Annotated in this window: 24 protein-coding genes; 6 read left to right on the top strand and 18 right to left on the bottom strand. The window is 46.1% G+C overall.

The features are described from left to right. Positions 1-27: 27 nt before the first annotated feature. Genes guaA through AOC20_RS02735 form a run of 4 tightly spaced genes read right to left on the bottom strand, consistent with a single transcriptional unit; the run spans position 28 to position 3,924 of the window. Positions 28-1,635 carry a glutamine-hydrolyzing GMP synthase gene (gene guaA / locus AOC20_RS02750; RefSeq protein ID WP_215361261.1) on the bottom strand — a complete coding sequence of 536 codons (1,608 nt, stop codon included), beginning with the start codon at positions 1,633-1,635 and terminating at the stop codon, positions 28-30. Between the two features lie 24 nt (positions 1,636-1,659). Beyond that, positions 1,660-3,123 (bottom strand): IMP dehydrogenase, encoded by a 1,464-nt coding sequence (gene guaB, locus AOC20_RS02745; protein ID WP_215361259.1) that lies wholly within the window; start codon positions 3,121-3,123, stop codon positions 1,660-1,662. Between the two features lie 26 nt (positions 3,124-3,149). Beyond that, complete coding sequence (locus AOC20_RS02740; protein WP_215361257.1) at positions 3,150-3,500, bottom strand: RnfH family protein; 351 nt, start codon at positions 3,498-3,500, stop codon at positions 3,150-3,152. Then, entirely contained in the window at positions 3,493-3,924 is a 432-nt protein-coding gene (locus tag AOC20_RS02735) for a type II toxin-antitoxin system RatA family toxin (protein ID WP_215361255.1), read from the bottom strand. Before AOC20_RS02735 ends, AOC20_RS02740 begins: the two co-directional genes overlap by 8 nt. Positions 3,925-3,949: 25 nt before the next feature. Between AOC20_RS02735 and smpB the strand changes: the two genes are divergently transcribed. The 5 genes from smpB (at position 3,950) to AOC20_RS02710 (ending at position 8,704) form a co-directional block, all read left to right on the top strand. Then, complete coding sequence (gene smpB, locus AOC20_RS02730) at positions 3,950-4,402, top strand: SsrA-binding protein SmpB (protein ID WP_215361253.1); 453 nt, start codon at positions 3,950-3,952, stop codon at positions 4,400-4,402. Between the two features lie 132 nt (positions 4,403-4,534). Next, positions 4,535-5,947 (top strand): circularly permuted type 2 ATP-grasp protein, encoded by a 1,413-nt coding sequence (locus AOC20_RS02725; protein WP_215361251.1) that lies wholly within the window; start codon positions 4,535-4,537, stop codon positions 5,945-5,947. A 17-nt stretch (positions 5,948-5,964) separates the two neighbouring features. Then, the gene (locus tag AOC20_RS02720; protein WP_215361249.1) at positions 5,965-6,942 is read left to right on the top strand and encodes an alpha-E domain-containing protein; all 978 of its coding nucleotides are present in this window, start codon (positions 5,965-5,967) and stop codon (positions 6,940-6,942) included. A gap of 14 nt (positions 6,943-6,956) precedes the next feature. Continuing rightward, on the top strand, positions 6,957-7,754 hold the full coding sequence (locus AOC20_RS02715) for a transglutaminase family protein (protein ID WP_215361247.1): 798 nt from the start codon (positions 6,957-6,959) through the stop codon (positions 7,752-7,754). 53 nt (positions 7,755-7,807) lie between these two features. Continuing rightward, complete coding sequence (locus AOC20_RS02710; RefSeq protein ID WP_251373139.1) at positions 7,808-8,704, top strand: proteasome-type protease; 897 nt, start codon at positions 7,808-7,810, stop codon at positions 8,702-8,704. Between the two features lie 92 nt (positions 8,705-8,796). Here the strand turns inward: AOC20_RS02710 and ppsA are convergent, their stop codons facing one another. Further along, complete coding sequence (ppsA, locus tag AOC20_RS02705; RefSeq protein ID WP_215361244.1) at positions 8,797-11,202, bottom strand: phosphoenolpyruvate synthase; 2,406 nt, start codon at positions 11,200-11,202, stop codon at positions 8,797-8,799. A 106-nt stretch (positions 11,203-11,308) separates the two neighbouring features. Here ppsA and ppsR point away from each other — a divergent pair, with 106 nt between their 5' ends. Continuing rightward, complete coding sequence (ppsR, locus tag AOC20_RS02700) at positions 11,309-12,136, top strand: posphoenolpyruvate synthetase regulatory kinase/phosphorylase PpsR (protein WP_215361242.1); 828 nt, start codon at positions 11,309-11,311, stop codon at positions 12,134-12,136. A gap of 18 nt (positions 12,137-12,154) precedes the next feature. Here ppsR and AOC20_RS02695 read toward each other — a convergent pair whose 3' ends face one another. From AOC20_RS02695 to frr, 13 genes are read right to left on the bottom strand one after another with little or no spacing between them, the layout of a single operon-like run. Then, positions 12,155-12,979, bottom strand: coding sequence for a TrmH family RNA methyltransferase (locus AOC20_RS02695; protein ID WP_215361240.1), 825 nt, complete (start codon positions 12,977-12,979; stop codon positions 12,155-12,157). 3 nt (positions 12,980-12,982) lie between these two features. After that, positions 12,983-13,576 (bottom strand): ribonuclease HII, encoded by a 594-nt coding sequence (gene rnhB, locus AOC20_RS02690; RefSeq protein WP_215361239.1) that lies wholly within the window; start codon positions 13,574-13,576, stop codon positions 12,983-12,985. Beyond that, positions 13,573-14,784 carry a lipid-A-disaccharide synthase gene (gene lpxB, locus AOC20_RS02685; RefSeq protein WP_433915469.1) on the bottom strand — a complete coding sequence of 404 codons (1,212 nt, stop codon included), beginning with the start codon at positions 14,782-14,784 and terminating at the stop codon, positions 13,573-13,575. Before lpxB ends, rnhB begins: the two co-directional genes overlap by 4 nt. Positions 14,785-14,788: 4 nt before the next feature. Then, positions 14,789-15,586 (bottom strand): acyl-ACP--UDP-N-acetylglucosamine O-acyltransferase, encoded by a 798-nt coding sequence (gene lpxA / locus AOC20_RS02680; RefSeq protein ID WP_215361234.1) that lies wholly within the window; start codon positions 15,584-15,586, stop codon positions 14,789-14,791. After that, positions 15,586-16,035, bottom strand: coding sequence for a 3-hydroxyacyl-ACP dehydratase FabZ (gene fabZ, locus AOC20_RS02675; protein ID WP_215361232.1), 450 nt, complete (start codon positions 16,033-16,035; stop codon positions 15,586-15,588). Before fabZ ends, lpxA begins: the two co-directional genes overlap by 1 nt. A gap of 45 nt (positions 16,036-16,080) precedes the next feature. Beyond that, complete coding sequence (gene lpxD, locus AOC20_RS02670; RefSeq protein WP_215361230.1) at positions 16,081-17,148, bottom strand: UDP-3-O-(3-hydroxymyristoyl)glucosamine N-acyltransferase; 1,068 nt, start codon at positions 17,146-17,148, stop codon at positions 16,081-16,083. Positions 17,149-17,153: 5 nt separating this feature from the next. Continuing rightward, on the bottom strand, positions 17,154-17,681 hold the full coding sequence (locus AOC20_RS02665; RefSeq protein WP_215361228.1) for an OmpH/Skp family outer membrane protein: 528 nt from the start codon (positions 17,679-17,681) through the stop codon (positions 17,154-17,156). A gap of 18 nt (positions 17,682-17,699) precedes the next feature. Further along, a complete protein-coding gene (bamA, locus tag AOC20_RS02660; protein ID WP_215361226.1) occupies positions 17,700-20,048 on the bottom strand; it encodes an outer membrane protein assembly factor BamA in 2,349 nt (782 codons plus the stop codon). Beyond that, on the bottom strand, positions 20,045-21,178 hold the full coding sequence (locus tag AOC20_RS02655; protein WP_215361224.1) for a M50 family metallopeptidase: 1,134 nt from the start codon (positions 21,176-21,178) through the stop codon (positions 20,045-20,047). The genes bamA and AOC20_RS02655 overlap by 4 nt, the downstream gene beginning before the upstream one ends. Continuing rightward, positions 21,166-22,362, bottom strand: a complete 1,197-nt coding sequence (ispC, locus tag AOC20_RS02650; RefSeq protein WP_215361223.1) for a 1-deoxy-D-xylulose-5-phosphate reductoisomerase — start codon at positions 22,360-22,362, stop codon at positions 21,166-21,168. Before ispC ends, AOC20_RS02655 begins: the two co-directional genes overlap by 13 nt. Continuing rightward, positions 22,362-23,189, bottom strand: a complete 828-nt coding sequence (locus AOC20_RS02645; protein ID WP_215361220.1) for a phosphatidate cytidylyltransferase — start codon at positions 23,187-23,189, stop codon at positions 22,362-22,364. The genes ispC and AOC20_RS02645 overlap by 1 nt, the downstream gene beginning before the upstream one ends. A 28-nt stretch (positions 23,190-23,217) precedes the next feature. Continuing rightward, positions 23,218-23,991 carry an undecaprenyl pyrophosphate synthase gene (uppS, locus tag AOC20_RS02640; RefSeq protein WP_215361216.1) on the bottom strand — a complete coding sequence of 258 codons (774 nt, stop codon included), beginning with the start codon at positions 23,989-23,991 and terminating at the stop codon, positions 23,218-23,220. Between the two features lie 26 nt (positions 23,992-24,017). Beyond that, entirely contained in the window at positions 24,018-24,578 is a 561-nt protein-coding gene (gene frr / locus AOC20_RS02635) for a ribosome recycling factor (RefSeq protein WP_215361214.1), read from the bottom strand. Between the last annotated feature and the right edge of the window lie 9 nt (positions 24,579-24,587).

The raw sequence follows: 24,587 nt of genomic DNA, 5'->3' as shown, positions 1-24,587 counted from the left end.
TGTTGATAGGCTTAAATCGCCTATTTCCTATTCCCACTCGATCGTTGCTGGCGGTTTTCCGCTGATGTCGTATACAACTCGATTGATACCGCGGACTTCATTAATAATGCGATTGGAAACTTTACCGAGTAATTCATGTGGCAGATGAGCCCAATGCGCCGTCATAAAGTCTTGAGTTTGTACCGCCCTCAGAGCAACAACATACTCATAAGTTCTGCCATCACCCATGACGCCTACCGACTTCACTGGCAAGAAAACAGCAAATGCCTGGCTAGTGAGGTCATACCAAGACTTTTGACTGACTTCATCAATCGTATTGCGCAATTCTTCGATAAAGATAGCATCAGCGCGCTGGAGCAAGATAGCAAACTCTGCTTTGACCTCGCCCAAGATGCGCACGCCAAGACCGGGTCCTGGAAATGGATGGCGATATACCATCTCGCGGGGTAAGCCTAACGCAACACCTAGCTCACGCACTTCATCTTTGAAGAGTTCACGCAATGGCTCAAGCAATTTCAGATGCATATCTTCAGGCAAGCCGCCAACATTATGGTGACTCTTAATCGTATGAGCACCCTTCTTACCCTTGCCAGCAGATTCAATCACGTCTGGGTAAATAGTTCCTTGAGCAAGCCACTTGGCATTTTGAATCTTCCCAGATTCAGTCTGGAATATTTCTACGAATTCTTTGCCGATAATTTTGCGCTTAGCTTCTGGATCAGCAACACCAGCTAGCTCACCCATAAACTTCTCTTTAGCATCGACACGGATGACCTTCACGCCTAAGTTCCGTGCAAACATCTCCATTACCATATCGCCTTCATTCAAGCGAAGTAGGCCATGGTCAACAAATACGCAGGTAAGTTGATCACCAATCGCACGATGAATTAAGGCTGCAGCAACACTAGAATCCACGCCACCAGATAGACCGAGAATGACTTCCTCATTGCCAACTTGTTGACGGATATTCTCAACAGCTTCTGCAATGTAGTCACCCATCACCCAATCAGGCTTGCAATGGCAAATCTCATGCACAAAGCGCTCGATGATGGCGGTACCCTGAATCGTATGGGTTACTTCAGGGTGAAACTGGAATGCATAAAAACGACGCTCTTCATCCGCCATGCCAGCAATTGGGCAGGACTCAGTTGAAGCCATTAACTTAAATGATGGCGGCAATGTAGTGACGGAGTCACCATGACTCATCCACACCTTCAGAATGCCATGACCTTCACTGGTCGAAAAGTCCTGAATACCTTTGAGTAAATTGGTGTGGCCATGCGCACGCACCTCAGAATATCCAAACTCACGGGCTTTGCCTAAAGACTCAGCAGAAGCAACTGCTCCACCCAATTGAGTAGCCATGGTTTGCATGCCGTAGCAAATTCCCAAAACCGGAACGCCGAGCTCAAAAACGATTTGCGGTGCGCGGGGGCTGCCGTCTTCAGTTACTGAACTAGGGCCACCAGAAAGAATAATGCCTTTGCCACCCTGATCTTGAATGAACTTGCGAATAAACTCTGGATCGCAATCATGGGGATGAATTTCTGAATACACGCGTCCATCGCGCACACGCCGAGCAATCAGTTGAGTTACTTGTGAACCAAAGTCGAGAATCAGTATTTTGTCGTGCACGAATGAAGCAATCTTATTTAAGTCTTAATCAATATGGTAATTAGGTGCTTCTTTAGTGATCTTCACATCATGAACGTGCGACTCACGCACGCCGGCTGAGGTGATTTCTACAAAGTTGGCTTTTTCATGCAACTCATCGATGGTTTTGCAACCAAGGTATCCCATGGAAGAGCGAATGCCGCCAGTAAGCTGATGCAAGATGGCGAGTACGCTGCCCTTGTAAGGTACTTGACCTTCAATACCTTCAGGAACAAGCTTCTCTGCATTCGCAACAATGTCACTTTGGAAATAGCGATCAGCAGAACCATCGGCCATCGCGCCCAATGAACCCATGCCACGATAACTCTTATATGAACGTCCCTGATATAAGAACACTTCGCCCGGAGCTTCTTCAGTGCCAGCAAACATGCCGCCCATCATCACAGAGCTAGCACCAGCAGCCAATGCTTTAGCGACATCGCCAGAGTAACGTACGCCACCATCAGCAATCAATGGGATGCCTGTACCCTTAAGTGCGGAAGCCACATTCACAATCGCAGTGATTTGCGGAACACCAACACCAGCGACAATACGAGTAGTGCAAATAGAGCCTGGACCAATGCCGACTTTGACACCATCAGCACCATGATCAGCTAATGCCTTAGCAGCTTCACCAGTAGCAATATTGCCACCAATCACTTGTACATGAGGATAGTTTTTCTTAACCCACTTCACACGGTCTAATACGCCTTGGCTATGGCCATGAGCCGTATCTACTACGATGACATCAACGCCTGCACGTACCAACAACTCAATACGCTCATCGTTATCAGGACCAACACCTACCGCAGCACCAACACGCAGCTTGCCTTCACTGTCTTTACAAGCGTTAGGATGTTCAGTCGCCTTCAGAATATCTTTAACCGTAATCAGGCCGCGTAATTCAAACTGATCGTTTACAACGAGGACACGCTCTAAACGATGCTGGCTCATTAAACGTTTTGCTTCTTCTAATGAACAACCTTCTTTTACAGTAATTAAACGCTCGCGTGGAGTCATTTTGGTTTTTACTGGCGCATCTAAATCTTCCTCGAAACGCAAATCGCGGTTCGTAATAATTCCGACAACTTCTTTACCTACGAGAACCGGGAATCCTGAGAAACCATGTTCACGAGAAAGCTGAATTACTTGACGCAAAGTAACATCTGGGCTGATGGTGATCGGATCACGCAGAACTCCAGATTCGTAACGCTTTACCTTAGCTACTTCACGTGCTTGCTCGGCAGGCTTTAAGTTTTTATGAACGATGCCAATACCACCCTCGCTGGCCATAGCAATTGCCAAACGACCTTCTGTAACGGTATCCATAGCTGCAGACACCAATGGTGTATTGAGTGAAATATCTCGAGTTAACTTACTTGCCAAGCTGGCATCTCGAGGGAGTACCGATGAATAGGCCGGTACGAGGAGCACATCGTCAAAAGTGAGTGCTTTTTGAATGAGTCGCATGCAAAACCCCTAGTCGCAAAAACAGATTATAGCCTCCTAGCCTTTCTTTTAGCTGCGGCCGCCTGGAATTTGGCATCCTGGTTCTGATTGGCCTTTTTACGCCGGACAGTCTTGGGGTCGATTAGCAGCGGGGAATAAAGCTCTAAGCGATCTCCAGCATAAATCGGACTATCCCAGTCCTTGCGTTTACCAAAGACCCCAAAGCACCCTTTTCTGGCTAAAACAGGGTCATCTGGGCCAGTTGCGAAACCCGCCTTGACCAGAGCTAAACCAACCGTCGCCGGCTCATTAGCATCTAGAAGGAGCTTGAAGGGCCTCAGCTGTGGCACCCCTTGTCTGGCGTCACAGAGAATCAGCTCGAGCGAGTACTCAGCCATAGAGGTCCTCGGCACGCTTCACAAAACAATCTACAAAGGTACCAGCGATATGACCGAAGACTGGGCCAATGATCTTATCGAGGATGACGCTCTTAAATTCCCAATGGAGCTTGAACTCGACCTTACAGGCATCCTCTCGCAAGGGGATAAAGTTCCACTGACCAGAAAAATGCTTAAACGGGCCATCCACAAAGACCATATCAATCGTTTCTGGACGGTGATTTACATTCCGGGTGTGAAAGTACTGATTAATACCCTTGAAATGGATGTTGATTTTGGCGTCAAGCACGGTCTCTGTCTGCTCAAAAATTTCTACCCCACCACACCAAGGCAGGAACTCAGGGTAACGGGCGACATCAGTCACTAAGCCGTACATGCGGTCGGCTGATTGGCCAATTAAAACGGTCTTGTAGACGTCTGCCATAATCGTTCTTGAGAGCTAAATAAATATGAGTATCGTCGATAACAAAAAAGCCTTCTTCGATTATTTTATCGAGGAACGTTTCGAGGCAGGGCTTGTGCTGGAAGGCTGGGAAGTAAAAGCCATCCGCGCAGGTCGCGTGCACATCAAAGAAGCGTATGTCGTCATTCGCAAGGCGGAGCTATTTTTGATCGGCTGCCACATCACCCCTTTACTCTCAGCCTCTACCCATATCCTTCCGGATAACACCCGTACAAGAAAGCTTCTTCTGAATGCTATTGAGATCCGCAAGCTTATTGGGAAGGTAGAGCAAAAGGGCTACACCTTAGTACCGTTAAACCTGCATTTCTCTAAAGGCAATGTCAAATGCGAAATTGGCTTAGCAAGAGGTAAAAAGCAGCATGACAAACGCGCGGCCACCAAAGAACGGGAATGGGAAGTTCAAAAAGGTCGTATTGCTAGAGGCGATTTAAACGCATAGCCCCCCAAAATCTAGGGTAGACTGCCCTTAGGGCGAATATCTGAGCATTTATGCACTTTTATGGTGCAATTCAGCACCAAGCCGCTTCAAATCGTTCATTCCCGCTTTTATAAAGGCATTAGTTTTGTAACTATGAAATTGCCTTTTGACGAAATGCTCGACGCCGCAGGCAAAGCGCGTCCCCACTACCAAATCTTTCACAACTGGTTAAAACAGCAAAGTGACACCCTCATGGGGCTCAAACGCGCTGAAGCCGACCTCATTTTTAGGCGGGTGGGCATCACCTTCGCCGTCTATGGAGATGACTTGGGGTCAGAAAGAACAATTCCTTTTGATCAGGTGCCGCGCATCTTTACCGCAAAAGAATGGGAACAGCTAGAAGCAGGATTACGTCAGCGCGTGAAAGCACTTAACCGCTTCATCTACGACGTGTATCACGACGAAGAAATTATTAAAGCAGGCATCGTTCCTGCTGAACAGATTTATAACAATGCCCAATATCGTCCTGAGATGCGTAATGTCAGCGTGCCACGCGACATCTATGCACAAATTGCAGGGATTGATATCGTTCGAGCTGGTGAGGGCGAGTTCTATGTACTAGAAGATAACTTACGCGTTCCTTCTGGCGTGTCTTACATGGTTGAAGATCGCAAGATGATGATGCGTCTCTTTCCGGATCTATTTCAGAAATATCGCATTGCGCCTGTAGAGCACTACCCTGATCTTTTACTGGAGTGCCTTAAATCCGTTAAACCAGATGATGTTAAAAAGCCGAACGTAGTAGTACTCACGCCAGGCATGTATAACTCTGCCTACTTTGAGCACAGCTACCTTGCTCAGCAGATGGGTGTTGAGCTAGTAGAGGGTAAGGACTTATTTGTTAAAAATGAACAAGTCTTTATGCGCACTACTCAAGGACCTGAGCGAGTAGATGTCATCTATCGTCGTGTTGATGATGATTTCTTGGATCCATTAGCATTTCGCTCCGATTCCACTCTGGGTGTTGCAGGACTTTTATCTGCACACCGCGCCGGCAATGTGACATTAGCTAATGCAATAGGTACCGGCATTGCCGATGACAAATCTATTTATCCCTATGTCCCCGAGATGATTGAGTTTTACTTGGGTGAGAAACCGATTCTGAATAACGTACCGACATTCCAATGTCGCAAGACAGATGATTTAGCTTACACCTTAGCCAACTTAGATAAGCTGGTGGTGAAACTGACCCATGGAGCTGGTGGCTATGGCATGTTGGTTGGTCCAGCCTCCACCAAAGCAGAGATTGAAGAATTTAGAAAGCATCTCATTGCCAATCCAGATAAATACATTGCTCAACCAACATTAGCCCTATCCACCTGTCCTACTTTTGTAGAGTCAGGCGTTGCGCCAAGACATATCGATTTAAGGCCCTTCGTTCTCTCAGGCAAAACGATCAAGATGGTTCCTGGCGGACTCACTAGGGTCGCGCTCAAAGAAGGCTCTTTAGTAGTGAACTCCTCCCAAGGTGGTGGTACTAAAGATACCTGGGTCTTGGAAGAGTAAGAGGGATAAGGAAACACATGTTAAGTCGTACCGCTGATTGTCTTTATTGGATGGCCCGTTATACCGAGCGCGCAGAAAATACTGCCCGCATGCTCGATGTAAACCATCAAACATCACTACTACCTCAGCCTGCAGAGTTTTTAGAGCAGAGCTGGAAAAAATTATTGACGATTTCGAAACTCGAAGAATCTTTCCTGAGCAAATATGATGTGGTCAATCGCGAGAATGTCTTGGATTTCATGATCTACGAAACCAGCAATCCATCAAGCATTGTTTCCTGCTTGTATGCTGCGCGTGAAAATGCTCGCGTGATTCGCGGCAAGATTACTTCCGAGGTTTGGGAAACGCAAAATACTACTTGGCTTGAGTTACAGCGCATTCTAGAGGCTAGGCATCAAGCAGATCCCAGCCGCCTCCTGGAGTGGGTAAAGCACCGCTGCCATCTATTTAGAGGCGTGCTTTATGGCACCATGCTTAAGAACGAAGCCTTCTACTTTATTAACGTCGGAACACTGCTTGAGCGAGCCGATAATACTGCTCGTATTTTGGAAACAAAATACGAAGACCAGGCAGCACTCAAAGTATTACGCCCAAATAAAGGGAGTGAAGAAGGACCGGATGGTAACTTCTTTGACTTCTATCACTGGGCAGCCCTGCTTCGATCTGTATCAGCATTTGAGATTTATCGTCAAATCTATTCTGATCAGGTAACCCCCAAACAAGTCGCCCAATTACTGATTTTCAACAAGCAGATGCCACGCTCCTTAGTGTGTTGTGTCAATGAATTAATTCTCCTGATTTCTGAGATGAAGAATCAGCAATCCAAAGAAATTGAACGCTTACTCGGAAAGCTCAAGGCGAGCCTGGATTACTCTGATATTGATGAGGTATTTGAACAAGGTTTAGAGGAATTCATTGAAAGCTTCTTGGAGCGCATCAATCATGTGGCTGACGAGTTCAGTAGCGCCTACCTCATACCGTTGGCTGTTGCCTAAGAAACGATAAAAATATGCATCTCAAAATTCGCCACCGCACTGAATATCGCTATGAAACACCTGTGCGTTACTCCATTCAGGAACTGCGCTTAACTCCTCCTTCTGTAGCAGGTCAACAGATTGATAAGTGGAAGATCGGCACGCCTATTAAAGCGTCTAGCTCTATAGATACTTTCGGAAACACATGCAACGTATTCGTCCAAGAAAGTCCCTATACCTCGATGATGATAGAGGCGGAGGGCGAAGTTCGCACACAAGATGCCTTTGAGTTTGTGGACGATGCAAGGGCAGTATCCCCCTACTACCTTTTACAGCAAACCAACTTAACTGAGCCAACAGAAAAAATGTTGGAATATTTTTCTTATAGCCTGCCAAAGAAAAATTCTGTTGATCAAGTGCTTAAACTTGCCGAGGCTGTTCAAGGTTTGATTGTGTACACACCAGGACAGACTAACTTTGCAACAACTGCTGCACAATCTTTTGCTATGAAATCTGGCGTCTGCCAAGATCATGCCCACATTATGTTGAGTCTATGCCGTGCTTCAGGTATTCCAGCTCGATATGTCAGCGGCTACTTCTTCGCAGAAGAGTCTCCAAACCTTGCTAGCCATGCTTGGATAGACTTTTGCAGCGACATTGAAAAAGGTATTTGGACGAGCGTTGATATCACCCATGCCTGCCTGATTGATTCTCGTCATATCCGACTGGCTATTGGTCGCGACTATTATTCTGCAGCCCCCGTTAAGGGTGTTCGCACTGGTGGTGGCGGCGAAGAACTTAGCGCCAATATCTCCATTCAACAGCTAGCCTAGGTCTGTCCGTCTTTTAAGAGATAATCTCAAGAAATAATGAAGAGGATTTAGGTATGACGTATTGCATCGGGCTTTGCCTTAAAGATGGCCTTGTATTTTTATCAGACACCCGCACCAATGCAGGTGTTGACCAAATTGGCACCTTTAGAAAAATGACTTTGTTTCAAAACAGGGATCGTTTCTTCACTCTGATGAGCGCCGGTAATCTCGCTATTACCCAGTCTGTAAAAGAAATACTGCTTCAAGGACAGCTTTTTAAGGGTAAGAATCTCTGGACAGCCAATAACTCATATGAAGCCGCTGTTGTTGTAGGCAATGCTATTAAACAAGTTTATGAGCGCGATCATGCGGCACTAGAAAAATCGGGCCTTGAATTTAACTGCAATATGATTTTTGGCGGCCAAGTCAAAGGTGAAAAACCTCGCCTTTTTAATGTTTACTCGGCAGGAAATTTTATTGAAGCTACTCCAGAGACTTGCTATTTCCAAATTGGTGAATCCAAATACGGCAAGCCAATCTTGGACAGAGTACTCAATTTCAATACGCCTCTCAACCTGGCGACTAAGTGCGCCCTCATCTCCATGGACTCCACTCTGAAAAGTAATATTTCAGTGGGGCTACCTTTGGATATGTTGGTATATGAAAAGAACTCTCTGAAAGCAACTAAGCTCGTTACCCTAGATGATGCAAATCCCTATTTCGCAATGATTCATCGGGCATGGGGCGAGAAGTTGCGCGAGGCTTTTAACTCTATAGCCGAACCAAGCTGGAGCGGCGCTAATAAATCGAGTGATATCTCTACCCCCGCTAAAAAAATGGGGATTGTTCCAATCAATCACCCTCCATCCAAAGCGGGAGCTCTAAAGAGAGCAAGGATAAGCAAGGCTGCTCCTGCAAAGAAGGTGGTAAAGAAAGTTGCTGCAAAGAAAGTGGTTGCCAAGAAAAAATGAAAGTCACCTAACTCGGGCGTGAACGATATATCAACAAACAAAAAGGCCTAGAAAAATCTAGGCCTTCTGCTTTTTACGTGTACTGATAGTGTTTAGGCTTTTAAGTTCTTACCCAACATCTCCCAGGTAGCAACTACGCTATCTGGATTCAACGAGATTGAGGTAATCCCCTTCTCAACCAACCAACGAGCAAAGTCTGGATGATCTGAAGGGCCTTGACCGCAAATACCAACATATTTGTTTTGCTTGCGGCAAGCATCAATTGAGCGAGCAATCATGAACTCTACCGCTGGATCACGTTCGTCAAAGTCAATCGCTAGCAATTCCATACCGGAGTCACGATCCAGGCCTAGGGTTAGCTGAGTCATATCATTTGAACCGATTGAGAAACCATCAAAGTACTCAAGGAACTGATCGGCCAGAATCGCATTGGATGGAATCTCGCACATCATGATGAGGCGCAGGCCATTCACACCACGCTTCAGACCAAACTTCTCCATCATATCGATCACACGCTTAGCCTGATTGATAGTACGTACAAACGGAACCATGATTTCTACGTTATCTAGGCCCATGTCTTCACGTACACGCTTCATTGCTGCGCACTCAAGAGCAAATGCCTCGCCGAAATCTTCTGACACATAACGTGATGCGCCACGGAAACCTAACATCGGATTCTCTTCATCCGGCTCGTAACGTGATCCACCAATCAACTTCTTGTATTCATTGGATTTAAAGTCTGATAAGCGAACGATAACTGGCTTTGGATAGAAAGCAGCAGCAATCGTTGCAACACCCTCAACCAGTTTATCTTCATAGAACTGACGTGGGCTAGCGTAGCCACGAGCAACACTCTCTACAGCACGCTTGAGATCAGGATCAATATTTGGGTACTCCAATACCGCACGTGGATGCACACCAATATAGTTGTTAATGATGAACTCGAGGCGAGCCAAACCAACACCTGCATTCGGAATTTGACAGAAATCAAATGCTAATTGAGGGTTACCAATATTCATGGTGATCTTCACTGGAATCTCTGGCAATACACCGCGAGATACTTCAGTGACTTCTGTTTCGATCAAGCCGTCATAGATATGACCTTCGTCACCCTCGGCACAAGAAACGGTCACCATCATGCCGTCTTGCAAATGCTCAGTCGCATCACCGCAACCTACCACCGCAGGAACGCCTAGTTCACGAGCAATAATTGCTGCGTGACAAGTACGACCGCCGCGATTAGTCACAATTGCAGAAGCGCGCTTCATGACTGGCTCCCAGTTAGGGTCAGTCATATCGGCTACCAAGACATCGCCTGGCTGGACACGATCCATCTCGCTTGGATCACGAATAATCCGGACAGGACCTGCACCAATCTTTTGACCGATCGCACGACCTTTTGCCAATACCTTGGAGCTACCTTTTAACTTGTAGCGCATCTCCACTTGACCGGCAGCTTGACTCTTCACAGTCTCAGGACGAGCCTGAAGAATATAAATACGGCCATCTTGACCATCTTTACCCCACTCGATATCCATTGGACGACCGTAGTGCTTCTCAATGATCACTGCATACTTAGCCAACTCAGTGATGTCTGCATCTTCCAAGGAGAAGCGATTACGCTTTTCTGGAGAGACATCAACAGTCACAACCTTCTCGGCTGAGCCTGCTGGCGCAAATTGCATCTGAATTAACTTAGACCCCAAAGAGCGGCGAATAATAGCCTTCTTATCTTGCGCCAAAGTAGTTTTGAAGACATAAAATTCGTCTGGGTTGACTGCACCCTGCACTACTGTTTCGCCTAAGCCATAGCTTGAAGTAATAAACACTACATCTTCAAATCCGGACTCCGTATCAAGCGTAAACATCACGCCAGCAGCACCTAAGTCAGAACGTACCATGCGCTGAATACCAGCAGATAAAGCCACTTCAGCGTGGGCAAAGCCCTTGTGAACGCGGTAAGAAATAGCGCGGTCGTTATACAGCGAAGCGAATACTTCACGAATCTTCTTTAGAACATCATCAATACCTTCGACGTTCAAGAAAGTTTCTTGCTGTCCAGCAAAAGAGGCGTCTGGCAAGTCTTCTGCAGTAGCTGAGGAGCGAACAGCAAATGAGCCTTTACCAGAGTCATCCAAGACTGCAAATGCTTTACGAATCTCTTCGTCCAGCTTTGGTTGGAATGGTGCTGTTTCGATCCAGTTACGAATTTCTGCGCCAGCTTGCGCCAATGCACGGACATCATCAATGTTCAAACCATCTAAACGTTGCTGAATACGCTCGGTGAGATTATTGTGCCTTAGAAAATCTCGGAATGCTAATGAGGTGGTTGCAAAACCTGTTGGCACGCGCACTCCAGTGGAGGCTAACTGAGAAATCATCTCCCCTAATGAAGCATTTTTACCGCCGACTGATTCGACATCAGTCATGCGAAGTTGCTCAAAAGGCAAAACGTAGGCATCGGCCATATTGCTATTTTGTTGCTGTTGGTTGGACATAAAATACTCTCTAAGGATAAGGAAACTGGTGTAGCGGCCACCCTCAATAGGGCATGCTTTAATATGATTCTATTGTAGTGCTGACCCTGACTTTTGAGCCAAATCCATGTCTAACGAAACCCGTATTGTTTTTATTGTCTCTGACGGTACCGGTATTACCGCCGAGAACTTCAGCCAGTCGATTTTGGCCCAATTTGAGGCTACTTTTAAGCACATTAGGGTGCCATTTGTAGATAGCGTAGATAAGGCCCATGATGCTGTGAGCAGCATCAACCAGGCGGCTAGTAAATATGGGGTGCAGCCGATAGTTTTCACCACTTTGGTGAACTCTGAGTTGAATGCCATTGTTGGGAAGGCTAATGGTCTGATTCTGGATATGTTCCAGACCTTCGTAGCCCCTCTCGAGGAAGCGCTAGGCATGAAATCCACCCATGCCATGAATCGTCTCCACCACAATGCGGATACCGAGGCCTATAAGAACCGGATTGAGGCTATTAACTACTCCTTAGCCCATGATGATGGTCAGTCCAATCAAAACTTGGCAGAAGCAGACGTTATCTTGATTGGTATCTCCCGGGTGGGCAAGACACCCACCAGTCTTTACCTCGCCATGCAATACGGATTAAAGGCTGCCAACTATCCCCTCATTCCGGAAGACTTCGAAAGAGGTCAACTGCCCAAAGATCTAGTTCCCTTCCGCCAGAAAATCTTTGGCCTCATGATTGACGCGGAACGTTTGTCAGAGATTCGGAATGAACGCAGACCTGGCAGCAATTACGCCAAGCTAGAAAACTGTCGTTATGAGATTAACGAAGCAACGGCGATGATGAAAAAGCAGTCTATTCCTTGGGTACTCACCACCAGTAAATCGATTGAAGAGATCGCCACTACAGTACTGCAAGCAATTAAGTCAGATAGAACGATTCTGGGTTAGATTGTTTAAAGCGGGGATTTAAAAGCGCCTTACCCGCTGGGTCTCGAACAGACAGATAGCTGCGGCTGTGGAGACATTAAGTGATTCGACTCGCGGATCAATTGGAATTGATATCCCTTTTGCTTGCGCGAGCAGGTCGTCAGAGACTCCCTGCCCCTCGCTACCCATGACCCAAGCAACTGGTTGGAGTAGCTCTTTCTTTAGGGAATAGAGATCCTGCTCGGCCTCTGCCGTAGCTGCCAATAGCTGCGCAGTGACTGCACTCAACACTTGTTGGTTAGACCAGCCTTCATATAAATCTAGTAGTTTGTGAGCGCCCATACCAGCACGCAATACCTTGGTAGACCATAGATGAGCACAGCCTGATAAAGCAATCACTTGTGTAAAGCCTGCCGCAGCCGCAGTGCGTAAGATGGAGCCAACGTTGCCTGCATCTTGCACTCTGTCCAAGATCACCACATCTCCTTCCAGGGTTGCAATGGATTGCGGTGGGGTAATCGTTGATTTAGGAAGATCTAGCAAACCTGAAAGATGCGGAGCATTGACTAAGTCACTCAGCAAATCCCAGAGTGCACTATCCAACTGAAATACTTTAGTCTCAGGACAAATTTCTAGGTGCTCATAGACGGCTTGGGAGATTTCTACATTCTTCAAACCAATCTCTGAAGTCAGTAGAATTTTTAAGGCAGGATCGCCTACCCAAGTCTGCACAAGGTGAATACCTTCCAACAAAGCCTGTCCACTCGCTAACCTAGCCTTCTGCCCCTTAGCACCTGTGGCTTGTAGATTGCGAATCTCCTTAAACAGCGGATTTTCTTTAGAGGTGATCAGATCAAAGTTCATAACTTATTTAGTATTTGACTCAAGCACTTTACGCACCGGTGAAAAGCTCCGTCGATGTTGATCGCAAGCGCCATATTGTTGAAGTGCCGCAAAATGGGCTTCAGTCGGATAACCCATGTGCTGGGCAAAGCCATATTCAGGATGACGTTCATGTAGTGACATCATTTGGTGGTCACGAGTTACTTTAGCAATTATGGATGCAGCAGAAATTGCGGGCTCTTTAGCATCACCTTTAATAATTGCTTCTGCAGCAATCGGTAACTCAGGACAACGATTACCATCAATTAAAGCTTTATCAGGCCATGTGCCTAAGCGAGTAGTGAGATCTTCAATAGCACGACGCATTGCCAACATAGTGGCCTGCAAAATATTGATCTCATCAATTTCTGCTGGACTGGCTTCACCTACACCCCAGGCTTTTGCCTTTTCCATGATCTGCTCATAGAGATATTCACGGCGAGCAGCAGTTAACTTCTTGGAATCTTTCAGACCCTCAATAGGATTATTGGGGTCCAGTACTACTGCACCAGCCACCACTGCACCAACCAGTGGGCCACGCCCCGCCTCATCCACTCCACAGACCCAGATGTGGTTCATACGCTGCTTTTGTTCTTGCGTTGATTAGCAATCGTTTGTGCTACTGCTTGCGCAACCAATAAACCAGTAGGACGACGCAGAGTTTCATGCATCTGCGCAAAACGCTCTTTGAGTTTAGTAACCTTAGCTGGATGGTCTAGCCATTCTTGCAATGCATTAGCGAGCTTCTCAGGGGTGGCATCATTCTGAAGCAGCTCGGGAACAACAAACTCGCCGCACAATATATTTGGTAAGCCAACATAAGGTAAGTAACCCTGACGCTTCATGATCTGTGCTGTCAACCAAGGCACCTTATAAGAAATCACCATGGGCTTTTTCCATAAAGCTGCTTGTAAAGTTGCAGTGCCGCTAGCAATAAGAACAACATCAGCTGCTTCAAGCACTTCATCAGCCATACCATCTAGCAAATGAATTTGTATCTCTGGATTTATGTTCTTAGCCTTGAGTAATAGTTGCTCAAGGGGTTCACGTAATCGCGGGGTTGCCACCGGAATTAAAAAATGGAGCTTCTGACCTTTTAATCTCTCAGATAGAAGCTGCATGGTTTCAAAAAAGACTGGGGCAATGAGTTCAATCTCGGAGCCACGACTGCCAGGTAAGACCGCCACTACCAATCCATCCAAAGATGCAGCAGACATTTTTAGATGCTGACTTAATTTTTCTCTAGCTTGATAGGTATTTGGCTCAAGCGGAATCTCACTAGCCAATGGATGTCCTACATAGGTAGAAGCAACACCAGCCTTGTCATAGATTTCGGTTTCAAAGGGGAAGATGCAGAGCATGCGCTCTACTGCTTGGGAAATCTTCTTAATGCGCCCTGCGCGCCATGCCCAAATTGAGGGTGAGACTAAATGCAAAGTCGGAATACCTGCGTTACGTAACTCTAATTCAACACCCAAATTAAAGTCAGGTGCATCAACACCCAGATAGACATCAGGTCGGCCTTCATGAAGGAGATTTTGAATAAGCTCTTTACGCAACTTCAGAATCGCTGGAAGCTGTTTTATGGCCTCCACATAACCACGCACACTCAAAGTTTCCATGGGCCAATCAGAGCGCATACCTTCAGCCTGCATGCGTGGACCGCCAATGCCATACACCTCAAGCCCGGCCATATCCGGTATTTGATTTAGCGCGCCCAGAACTGGCGCAGCCAATAAGTCACCAGAGGGTTCTCCAGCTACACAAGCTAACTTTGGCAAGGCAATTCCGTTAACGGATAATGCCGCGCGTTGAGGCGGCAATAAAATCATGGAACTGCGCAAGCTTTTCAGCAGTAGCAGCATCTGCGGCAGACGCAACCACCATCTTCTGGATCTCTACTTTGGCATCCTCAAAACTGAGGCCATCTTTGTATAAAACTTTATACGCCTGACGCAAAGCAGAAATCGTCTCGCTTGAGAAACCGCGTCGCTTAAGACCTTCTACATTAATTCCATGCGGGGAAGCTTTATCACCAGCAGCAATAACAAATGGCGGAATATCTTGCACTAAGGCAGATGCGCCACCTAACATGGCGTGTTGACCGATGCGAACAAATTGATGAACACCAGACATGCCACCCATGATGGCCCAATCCTCAACCTGAACATGGCCAGCAATCTGTGCATTGCTTGAGAAAATGGTGTGATTACCAACCTGACAATCATGGGCAATGTGAACATAGGCCATGATCCAGTTGTCATTACCAATCCGAGTAATGCCGACATCTTGCGATGTACCTGTATGAATCGTCGTGAATTCGCGGATGGTATTGCGATCGCCAATAAATAATTGAGTTGGCTCGCCGCGGTACTTCATATCCTGTGGGGCGCCACCAATAGCAGCAAAATGTGCAAAATTATTCTCTTTGCCAATGGTTGTATGGCCCTCAATCACAGTATGAGAACCAATCTTGGTTCCAGCGCCGATTTTGACGTTCGGACCAATAACCGAATATGGGCCAATTTCAACGTCACTAGCTAGTTCAGCCTTACTGTCTACTACAGCAGATGCATGAATCCGAGTCATTACGCGCCTTTCGTACGTACCGCACAAGTGATGTTGGCCTCTGCAGCAATTTCACCATCAACAGTTGCCTGTACTGCAAACTTATAAATACCTGCACGACCACGCTCTAACTTGGCAGTCATAATCAGTTGATCACCAGGCAATACTGGCTTTTTAAAGCGCGCACCATCGATACCGGCGAAATAATAAATCGCATCCTCAGCACGCTCTTCAGAGAAAGTAAGTAAAGCGGCCGTCTGAGCTAATGCCTCAATGATCAGCACCCCAGGCATTACCGGAAAATCGGGGAAATGCCCCTGAAAAAATGGCTCATTCATAGTCACATTTTTTAATGCTGTAATCGTCTCACGTGGAGTAATTTCTAGAACGCGGTCTACCAGCAGAAATGGATAGCGATGCGGCAGTAATTTAAGAATCTTGTTGATATCAATTGCGATTGGTGTGCTCATAAATAACCTGCTTAGAAGTGAATATTGGTTTTAGATTACAGAGCCCTATGACTCAGTAGATTTGTTTTTATCCAGTAAGCGCAAGCGCTGACGTATTTTATCTAGGCCACGCAAAATAGCAGCATTTTTCTCCCAAGCACTATGCAGCATTGATGGATATACACCCGTGAAATGCTGACCCGGCTCTGAGATGGAGCGAATAATGGAAGTATTTCCAGAAACCGTTGTTCTATCAGCAATAGTCAGATGACCTGCAAAGTTAGCTGCGCCTCCGATGATGCAGAAATTACCAATCTTGGTACTGCCAGAAATTGCAGCGCAACCTGCTACCACACAGCAACTCCCAATCACCACATTATGTGCAATTTGCACTTGGTTATCAATTTTCGTTCCAGCGCCAATACTGGTGTCACTCATTGCGCCACGATCAATCGTTGTCGAAGCGCCAATTTCTACATCATCACCAATGACCACTCTACCCGTTTGCGGAATCTTGACCCACTCACCACCAGTAGCGGAAAAATCAGGCGCAAAACCAAAACCATCTGCGCCGATCACTGCGCCGCTATGAATAATGCAGCGCTCACCAATTTGAGTGCTGTAATAAATGGAAACGGATGGGTAGATCAGCGTATCGCCTGCAATCACACTATCTTTTGCAATACTGGTGTTTCCTAAAATAGCAACGCGCTCACCGAGCTTTACACCCGCACCAATTTGCACAAATGGGCCTATATGACAAGAGGATGGAACGATGGCGGTAGCATCGATCACTGCGCTTGGATGAATTCCGGGCGCATGAACTGGACTACTTGCTTTTGCAAAGTGCTGAGCCATTCTGGCAAAAGTTGCGTATGGATTTTTGGAGACAAAGTAGACCCGCTTAGCAGAATTTGCGCTGGGATTAGCCTGCAAGAACTCTAAATCAGACTGACTAACAATCAATGCGCCTGCAGCACTATCACTAGCCTGTTGCCTATAAAGCGGATTGGAAAGAAAGGATATTTGATCCGACTGCGCTCGCTCCAAAGGAGCGAGGCCAGCAAATGTGTGGGAAGCTTCGCCCACCAAGCTTGCTTGAAACTGTTCGGCCAGCTCAATGGCGGTCGGCATAAAACTTATTTCTGGCTATTTAAAGCCTTGATAACGTCATCGGTTACATCAGCCTTAGGGCTGGCATAAGCTGCTTCTTGAACGATGAGGTCAATTTTTCTTTGTTCAGCAATTTGCTTTAATACCAAGTTCGCTTTTTCAGCAATCTTCGCGCGCTCTTCAAAAGTGCGCTGGTTCAAATCTTCGGTAAATTCACGTTGCTTGCGTTGTAATTCGCGATCTTGATCAGCCAACTCACGCTGACGACGAACACGCTCAGCTTCATTCATTACTGCAGCATCACGATCAAGCTTCTCGGCAGCAGACTTAATTTTTTGAGCGCTATCACGCAAATCATTTTGACGTTTAGTAAATTCGTTTTGCAAACGTGTTTGCATTGCTTTGGCTAAGTTAGACTCGTTAAATACTTTTTCTGAGTTCACAACTGCAACACGTGTTCCCGCATCTTGAGCAAAAACCTGAGGAGCTGCAATAGTTGCTATTGCAGCAACTACGCTAATTTGAATCCATTTAAAAGATTGATGAAGCTTCATAAAACTTTCCTTAAACAATTAAAACGCAGTACCTACCTGGAACTGCAAACGCTGAACATTGGCGGATGGGTAAGGCTTGTAAGGAATACCGTAGCTAAATTTCAGCGGACCTAGCGGTGATATCCATGATAAACCCATTCCGTATGAGTAATTTAAGACTAAATTGATATTCTCCCCGAAGGCATTACCACCGTCAACAAAGGTAAATAAGCGAAGTGTTTTATCAACGCCTGAGCCTGGAACTGGGAAGGTGTATTCCACGTTAGTCACAATCTTGGACTGCCCGCCAGTTGGCTGATATGAGCCAATTGCCGTGTTGTAATACTGTGGACCTAAAGATCCTGGCGAGTAGCCACGGACAGAGCCGATACCACCAACGAAGTAGTTCTTCGTAATCGGGAAGGGATTATTGCCGTACTGCTCTCCGTACCCAACCTCACCGTTAAAGGACAAGATATTGCCCTTTGAGAACGAGTGATATTTTTGGTACTGTCCAAATAAACGATAAAAAGTCATATTACCAACCGGCGTACCAACCTCTGCTGATAATTGCTCCAATGAACCAGTGGATGGAATAAGCGTGCTATCTCGTCCGTCCCGCGCCCAACCAACAGTCAGCGGCACATTGTAAGTAGTCAAGGTAGCAGGATAACCAGGGGCGGCAATACCGTAACTCTGGGCGTAATTTAAGTAAGGCTGCGGTGTGTTGATGGTGGTTTGGATTTGAAACGCTTCAATTCCAGTTCCAAAAAAGACTCTATCGACTTCTGTGTAAGGAACACCGAATTTAATGTTGGAGCCAACTGACTTGATTTGATAATCAGGATCGCCAACGTAATAGAGCGGCTTTGATGATCGATAGAAAATATCGGTATAGCGGCTAATGCCATCCTCAGTAAAGTAAGGGTCGTAGTTGGATAGGGCTAAGCTTTGATTAATCTTACCCAAGGAGAAATTCAAGCCAACTGACGTACCAGTACCGAAGGCGTTATCTTGATTGATACCGGCAGATAAAATCAATTTCTCTGTTGAAGAAAAGCCTGCACCAAGCGTAATCGCGCCAGTAGGTTTTTCTGTAACTTTTACGTTGACATCCACTTGATCTGGCGAACCAGGTACATCTTCCGTGGTGATATCGGTCTCAGTAAAGTAGCCTAAGCGTCCAAGGCGCTTTTTGGAAAGCTCGACTTTGTCACTATCAAACCAAGAACTCTCAAACTGACGCATTTCGCGACGAATAACCATATCGCGAGTTTTAGCATTTCCAGAAATGGCTACTTGACGCACATAAATACGGCGACCTGGATCAACTACTAATGTGATATCCACCTCTGCTACATCGCGACGAATATCAGGTTGCGGATTAATGTTTGCAAAAGCATAACCATAGGAGCCCAAGATTTCTGCAATCGCCTTGGTACTCTCAGTCAAGCGTGCAGAAGAAAAAGTATCGCCTGGCTTTAATCGAACCAACTGCATTAATTCAGACTCTTTGCCTAGAGTATCTCCAGCCAAACGAACATCCTTTACGGTAAATTTCTTACCCTCGCGAATACTTATCGTGAGATAGATGCCTTTTTTATCTGGCGTAATTGAAGCCTGAGTAGACTCAATCACAAACTCAAGATAACCACGATTAAGATAGTACGAGCGAATAGCTTCCAAGTCCGCAGTCAGTTTTTGCTTGGAATAGAGATTATCTTTACTGTACCAAGATAACCATCCACCAGTTTTTAACTGCATCTCACTTTTTAAAGTGCTTTCGCTAAATACTTCATTACCAATGAAGTTAATTTCTTGAATTTTCGCTACAGGCCCTTCATCGACGTTGAAGTAAACGGCCACTTGATTGCGCTCAACAGGAGTAACAGTAGCAACGATCTCCGATGCATACAAACCTTTACCAACGTATTGGCGCTTTAATTCTTGTTCAGCTTTATCGATCAACGCTTTATCGTAAAAACGCGCTTCGGCTACGCCCACTGTTTTTAAAGATTTGCGTACGAGCTCAGGATCGAACTCTTTCATGCCAGTAAATTCAATGCGGGAAATTGTTGGTCGCTCTTCAACGATAACGATCAGAAGATTGCCTTGCGCCTGAATTTGAACATCCCTAAAAAACCCAGTGCTGTAGAGCGCTTTAATAGATTCAGCACCCTTCTCTTCTGTAAAGGTTTCACCTACTTGAACGGGTAAATAGCTAAATACCGTTCCCGGCTCGACGCGCTGCAAACCTTCAACACGAATATCTTTCACCACAAAAGAATCAGCTGCAGATGCGCCTAAACTCAATCCGAGCACAGAAAATACCAAGATTTGGGCAATGAAACGAGCAAAAATACGGAAAGAATGTGTCAGAGAATTCAAGGCGAAATGTAGCGTTGTAAATCGTTAAACAAGGCCAGCAATGACATAGAAATCAGCAAAATAAAGCCCACTTTTTGGAGCTGTTCTTGCATTGATGTCGAAATCCGCTTACCGGCAACCAACTCCCATGCATCATACAGTAGCTGACCCCCATCAAGCATCGGAAAAGGCAGCAAATTGAGCAAACCAATGCTAATACTCATAAGTGCTAAAAAGGCTAAAAATGGCTGCCATCCCACCTGAGCTGATTTACCAGCCATATCTGCAATGCTAATTGGTCCACCCAGCTGTTTTAAGGAGGTATTTCCAGTAAATAATCCAGCCATTAGCCTTGTAGATACCTTGGTAATGACCCACACCCTCTCAGATGCAAAGATGAGCGCATCCATCGGCCCCAATTTCAGATCCTGCCACTGGGTCAAGGGCGTTACTAACGGCAGAATTCCCAAAGCCAGCATTGGATCCTTATCGGGGGTGATTTTGGGCAAATCTTTGGCATAAAAGGTTTTTACCGAGCTACCTCCCTCAGGGGTTTGAAGCTCCAAAGTGAATCCATTTTCCCCAGTAAGTGCATCCATCAAACTCCAACGCAATGCATTCCAACTACGAACAGGTTCAAAATCACCAAAAAGGGGCACGTTATCCTGACTAGAGCCTAAATCCTGCCATCCAATAACCCGATCCCCAGCTGTCAACCCGAGCTTGGCTGCAACAGAATTCTCAGGAGGGCTTTGCAGAACTGCCGGCAATTGAGGGGCGCCAGATATATAAATTAGGGCAAAAAAGAGGATTGCCAGGAAAAAATTGGCAAATGGACCTGCAGCCACGATCATGGAGCGTTGCCAAAGTGGCTTGCGATCAAAAGACTGGAACTCTTCAGTTGGCGTAATGACTTGCTGAGAATCCCGACCATTAAGCAACTTCACATAGCCACCCAATGGGATGGAAGCCAATACCCACTCTGTTTTATTTTTTGCATGATAAGTAAACAACGGCTTACCAAATCCAATTGCGAAGCGGAGTACGCGCACCCCGCAACAGCGAGCTGCTAAAAAATGGCCAAACTCATGAAAGCTGACTAATACTCCTAAGGTCAGCAAAAATGCAGCAAGAGTAATTAATGCCTGCAAAGAATATCCTTTGCCACTTCTTTCGCAGCGTGTCGAGCGCGCGCGTCCACGTCTAAGATTAATTCCAGTGAATCTGCATTAACCGAGGGGATAGAACTCAACACTTTCTCCACCACAATTGGAATTTGTAGATACGGCAAACCGTCATCCAGAAAAGCGGCAACAGCAACTTCATTGGCGGCGTTAAGCACTGCCGGCGCAGTGCCGCCTTTTTTAGCTGCTGCAAACGCCAATGAAAGGCAAGGAAAGCGCTCTAGTTCGGGCTCAGAAAAACTTAATGATGCTAGTTGCGTCAAACTCAGAGGCGCCACTCCCGCATGAATGCGCTCTGGCCATGCAAGACCATAAGCGATAGGGGTACGCATATCTGGCTGACCTAATTGAGCCAATACTGAACCATCGCGATAACGAACCATTGAGTGCACTACGCTTTGCGGATGAATTAATACTTTAATTTTCTCCAAAGGCAAGCCAAACAACCAAAATGCCTCGATAACCTCAAGACCTTTGTTCATCATCGTCGCAGAATCCACAGAAATTTTTCTACCCATCACCCAATTGGGATGCGCGCAAGCTTGCTCGGGAGTAATGTTTGCGAGCTCATCGAGTGGGGTATTTCTAAATGGCCCGCCTGAAGCAGTCAACCATAACTCCTCTACCCCTAATGCAGGATGAGGATTTTTAGAAAACTGAGCGGGTAAGCATTGAAAGATGGCGTTATGTTCGCTATCGATAGGGAGTAGCTCACCGCCACTCTGTTTCATGGCCTGCATGAATATATCGCCAGACATCACCAAGGCCTCTTTGTTAGCCAACAGCACTCTTTTGCCCGCTTTTGCTGCAGCCAATGCAGGTACTAATCCTGCCGCACCCACAATAGCTGCCATCACAGTATCGCAATTGGATTCAGTAACGGCACTCACTAACGCTTGTGGCCCATAAAGTACTTGAGTATTAATTTGCTTTTCAAGCAAGAGTTTGCTTAAGCGAGCTGCACCATCTGCATCCGCCACTACGGCAATAGCCGGCTTAAATTCTGCACATTGCTGCGCAAGTAAATCCACTTGTTTTGCTGCAGTCAGCGCAACTACATTAAAACGATCTGGGTGAGCACGAATAACATCTAGCGTATTGACGCCAATAGATCCCGTTGAACCTAAGATGGCAACCTGCTTTACTGGCATCACACCAATCCTGCCAAAAGCGCTGCGATTGGCATAGTCGGAATTAATGCATCCACTCGATCCAATACTCCCCCATGGCCTGGTAATAAATGACTGGAATCTTTCACTCCAGCTAAACGCTTTAACTGTGACTCAAACAAGTCCCCAAAAATACTGAAAGCAGTTAGTACCGTCACCATCAGGAACAATGGAACCCAACCAAAACGAATGGCCCATGCACCGAACAAAGTGGACTCAAAAGGCAAAAAGTAAACACATAAGAACGCGTAAACATAACAAAGCACCAAGCCACCAATGGCACCTTCAATCGATTTTCCTGGGCTTATTTGTTCGGCTAGCTTACGTTTACCAAAAGCTTTACCAACAAAGTAAGCGCCGATATCTGCCACCCAAACAAACGCCATGCTAGTAAGCAAAAAGATGAGACCCAGTTCACGCAAGAACACTAATGAGAACCAAGTAGCCGGCAGAATAATTAAACCGAGCACCACATAAAAAGGTCGCAGCTTTTGCAAGGAAAGATTCATGCCTTTTGCCAATAAAAAAGGTGCGACAAAGAACCAAAAGATGACCGCTAGAAGTAATAGGGCAAATTGCCAGGAAGCATTTTGCATACCTAGTAGAAATAAAATAATCACCAAGCAAAATAAAGCGTATATCCAGGCTGCACGCCCTGCCTCAGGCGTAAGCAAGCGACTCCACTCCCAGGCAGCAGCAAGCATAGCCACCAAAAAAAGACCGCCAATATAAATCGGTGGAAGCAAGAACAAAACAGGCAGTAACACCGCCATTAGAACAAGGGCAGTAATGACTCGGGTTTTTAACATGGGGAAATGAGCTTTGTAATGGACTACATCAAACTGCATCGCTCATAGCTTGTGATGCAAGCTGAGCACTAGTACGACCAAAACGGCGTTCACGCTGACTAAACCACTCAAATGCTTTGTGCAACTCTTGCTCATCAAAGTCTGGCCAAAGAACATCCGTGAAATATAACTCTGTATAAGCCAATTGCCATAACAAGAAATTACTGACACGCTGCTCACCACCCGTACGAATGAATAAATCAGGCTCTGGTGCGTAAGCCATCGATAGATGAGGTTGAAGTAATTCCTCGGTTACCTGTTCTGCCTTTAAGCTTGGATTGGCAGTGAGGCATTGACGCATTGCCTGCAAGATATCCCAACGTCCACCATAGTTTGCAGCAATCGTAAAAGTGAGACCTTTGCAGCCCGCTGTCTTTTTCTCGGAAAACTCCACCATCTCCTGGATGGCTGAATCAAAGCGGCTTAAGTCGCCAATGAGTCGCAAGGCAATATCGTTCTCAGCTAAACGAGAAACTTCTCCCTTGAGTGATTTCAAAAATAACTTCATCAAGAAACCCACCTCTTCTGGTGGGCGACGCCAGTTTTCAGAGCTAAAAGCAAATACTGTTAAATACTCAACGCCTAGCTTGCGGCACTCTTGAACAATTTTACGAACAGCTCCCAAACCTTCAGAATGCCCGGCAACACGAGGCATCATGCGCTTGCTGGCCCAGCGACCGTTACCATCCATGATGATTGCCACATGGCGAGGTACTGCACTGACCTCAGGGATGGCTAGGGTTGAACTGGAATGTTGAGTCATTAGAAGCTTAAAGTTCAATCGGGTTTTTAAACCGTCATAATCTCTTTTTCTTTTTCAACGATGATCTTGTCAATATCAATCACTGCCTTGTCAGTCATCTTCTGAATATCGTCAGTAGCGCGACGCTCATCATCCTCAGAGATTTCTTTATCTTTCGTTAAGCGCTTAAGATGCTCATTCGCATCGCGACGCAAATTACGCACAGCAATCTTGGTATCTTCACCCTCACTCTTGACAACTTTAGTGAGTTCACGACGGCGCTCTTCAGTCAACGCAGGCATTGGTACGCGGATCACAGTGCCCTGAGATGCAGGATTTAAACCCAAATCTGAGTCACGAATCGCTTTTTCAATTGCTGCAACCATCGTCTTCTCAAATGGCTGAACGTTGATAGTGCGGGCATCAGCTAAACCTAAGCTTGCAACCTGACTTAATGGCGTTGGGTTACCGTAATAATCGACATGAATGTGCTCCAAAATTCCTGGATTAGCACGACCAGAACGAATCTTGGCTAAATTAGTTTTTAATGCCTCAAGAGACTTTTGCATCTTTTGATCGGTATTGGTTTTAATTTCTGTTGCAGACATCAGGCCTCC

Source organism: Polynucleobacter ibericus, from assembly GCF_018687955.1.
GTDB classification, from domain to species: Bacteria; Pseudomonadota; Gammaproteobacteria; order Burkholderiales; family Burkholderiaceae; genus Polynucleobacter; species Polynucleobacter ibericus.
Note: the sequence above shows the minus strand (reverse complement) of the source record. Positions and strands in the feature narration are given on the sequence as shown.

Excerpts from the sequence above, each read along its gene's own strand:
- guaB (WP_215361259.1), bottom strand. The coding sequence starts at position 3,123 with ATGCGACTCATTCAAAAAGCACTCACTTTTGACGATGTGCTCCTCGTA.
- AOC20_RS02740 (WP_215361257.1), bottom strand. The coding sequence starts at position 3,500 with ATGGCTGAGTACTCGCTCGAGCTGATTCTCTGTGACGCCAGACAAGGG.
- AOC20_RS02735 (WP_215361255.1), bottom strand. The coding sequence starts at position 3,924 with ATGGCAGACGTCTACAAGACCGTTTTAATTGGCCAATCAGCCGACCGC.
- smpB (WP_215361253.1), top strand. The coding sequence starts at position 3,950 with ATGAGTATCGTCGATAACAAAAAAGCCTTCTTCGATTATTTTATCGAG.
- AOC20_RS02725 (WP_215361251.1), top strand. The coding sequence starts at position 4,535 with ATGAAATTGCCTTTTGACGAAATGCTCGACGCCGCAGGCAAAGCGCGT.
- AOC20_RS02720 (WP_215361249.1), top strand. The coding sequence starts at position 5,965 with ATGTTAAGTCGTACCGCTGATTGTCTTTATTGGATGGCCCGTTATACC.
- AOC20_RS02715 (WP_215361247.1), top strand. The coding sequence starts at position 6,957 with ATGCATCTCAAAATTCGCCACCGCACTGAATATCGCTATGAAACACCT.
- AOC20_RS02710 (WP_251373139.1), top strand. The coding sequence starts at position 7,808 with ATGACGTATTGCATCGGGCTTTGCCTTAAAGATGGCCTTGTATTTTTA.
- ppsA (WP_215361244.1), bottom strand. The coding sequence starts at position 11,202 with ATGTCCAACCAACAGCAACAAAATAGCAATATGGCCGATGCCTACGTT.
- ppsR (WP_215361242.1), top strand. The coding sequence starts at position 11,309 with ATGTCTAACGAAACCCGTATTGTTTTTATTGTCTCTGACGGTACCGGT.
- AOC20_RS02695 (WP_215361240.1), bottom strand. The coding sequence starts at position 12,979 with ATGAACTTTGATCTGATCACCTCTAAAGAAAATCCGCTGTTTAAGGAG.
- rnhB (WP_215361239.1), bottom strand. The coding sequence starts at position 13,576 with ATGAACCACATCTGGGTCTGTGGAGTGGATGAGGCGGGGCGTGGCCCA.
- lpxA (WP_215361234.1), bottom strand. The coding sequence starts at position 15,586 with ATGACTCGGATTCATGCATCTGCTGTAGTAGACAGTAAGGCTGAACTA.
- fabZ (WP_215361232.1), bottom strand. The coding sequence starts at position 16,035 with ATGAGCACACCAATCGCAATTGATATCAACAAGATTCTTAAATTACTG.
- lpxD (WP_215361230.1), bottom strand. The coding sequence starts at position 17,148 with ATGCCGACCGCCATTGAGCTGGCCGAACAGTTTCAAGCAAGCTTGGTG.
- AOC20_RS02665 (WP_215361228.1), bottom strand. The coding sequence starts at position 17,681 with ATGAAGCTTCATCAATCTTTTAAATGGATTCAAATTAGCGTAGTTGCT.
- ispC (WP_215361223.1), bottom strand. The coding sequence starts at position 22,362 with ATGCCAGTAAAGCAGGTTGCCATCTTAGGTTCAACGGGATCTATTGGC.
- AOC20_RS02645 (WP_215361220.1), bottom strand. The coding sequence starts at position 23,189 with ATGTTAAAAACCCGAGTCATTACTGCCCTTGTTCTAATGGCGGTGTTA.
- uppS (WP_215361216.1), bottom strand. The coding sequence starts at position 23,991 with ATGACTCAACATTCCAGTTCAACCCTAGCCATCCCTGAGGTCAGTGCA.
- frr (WP_215361214.1), bottom strand. The coding sequence starts at position 24,578 with ATGTCTGCAACAGAAATTAAAACCAATACCGATCAAAAGATGCAAAAG.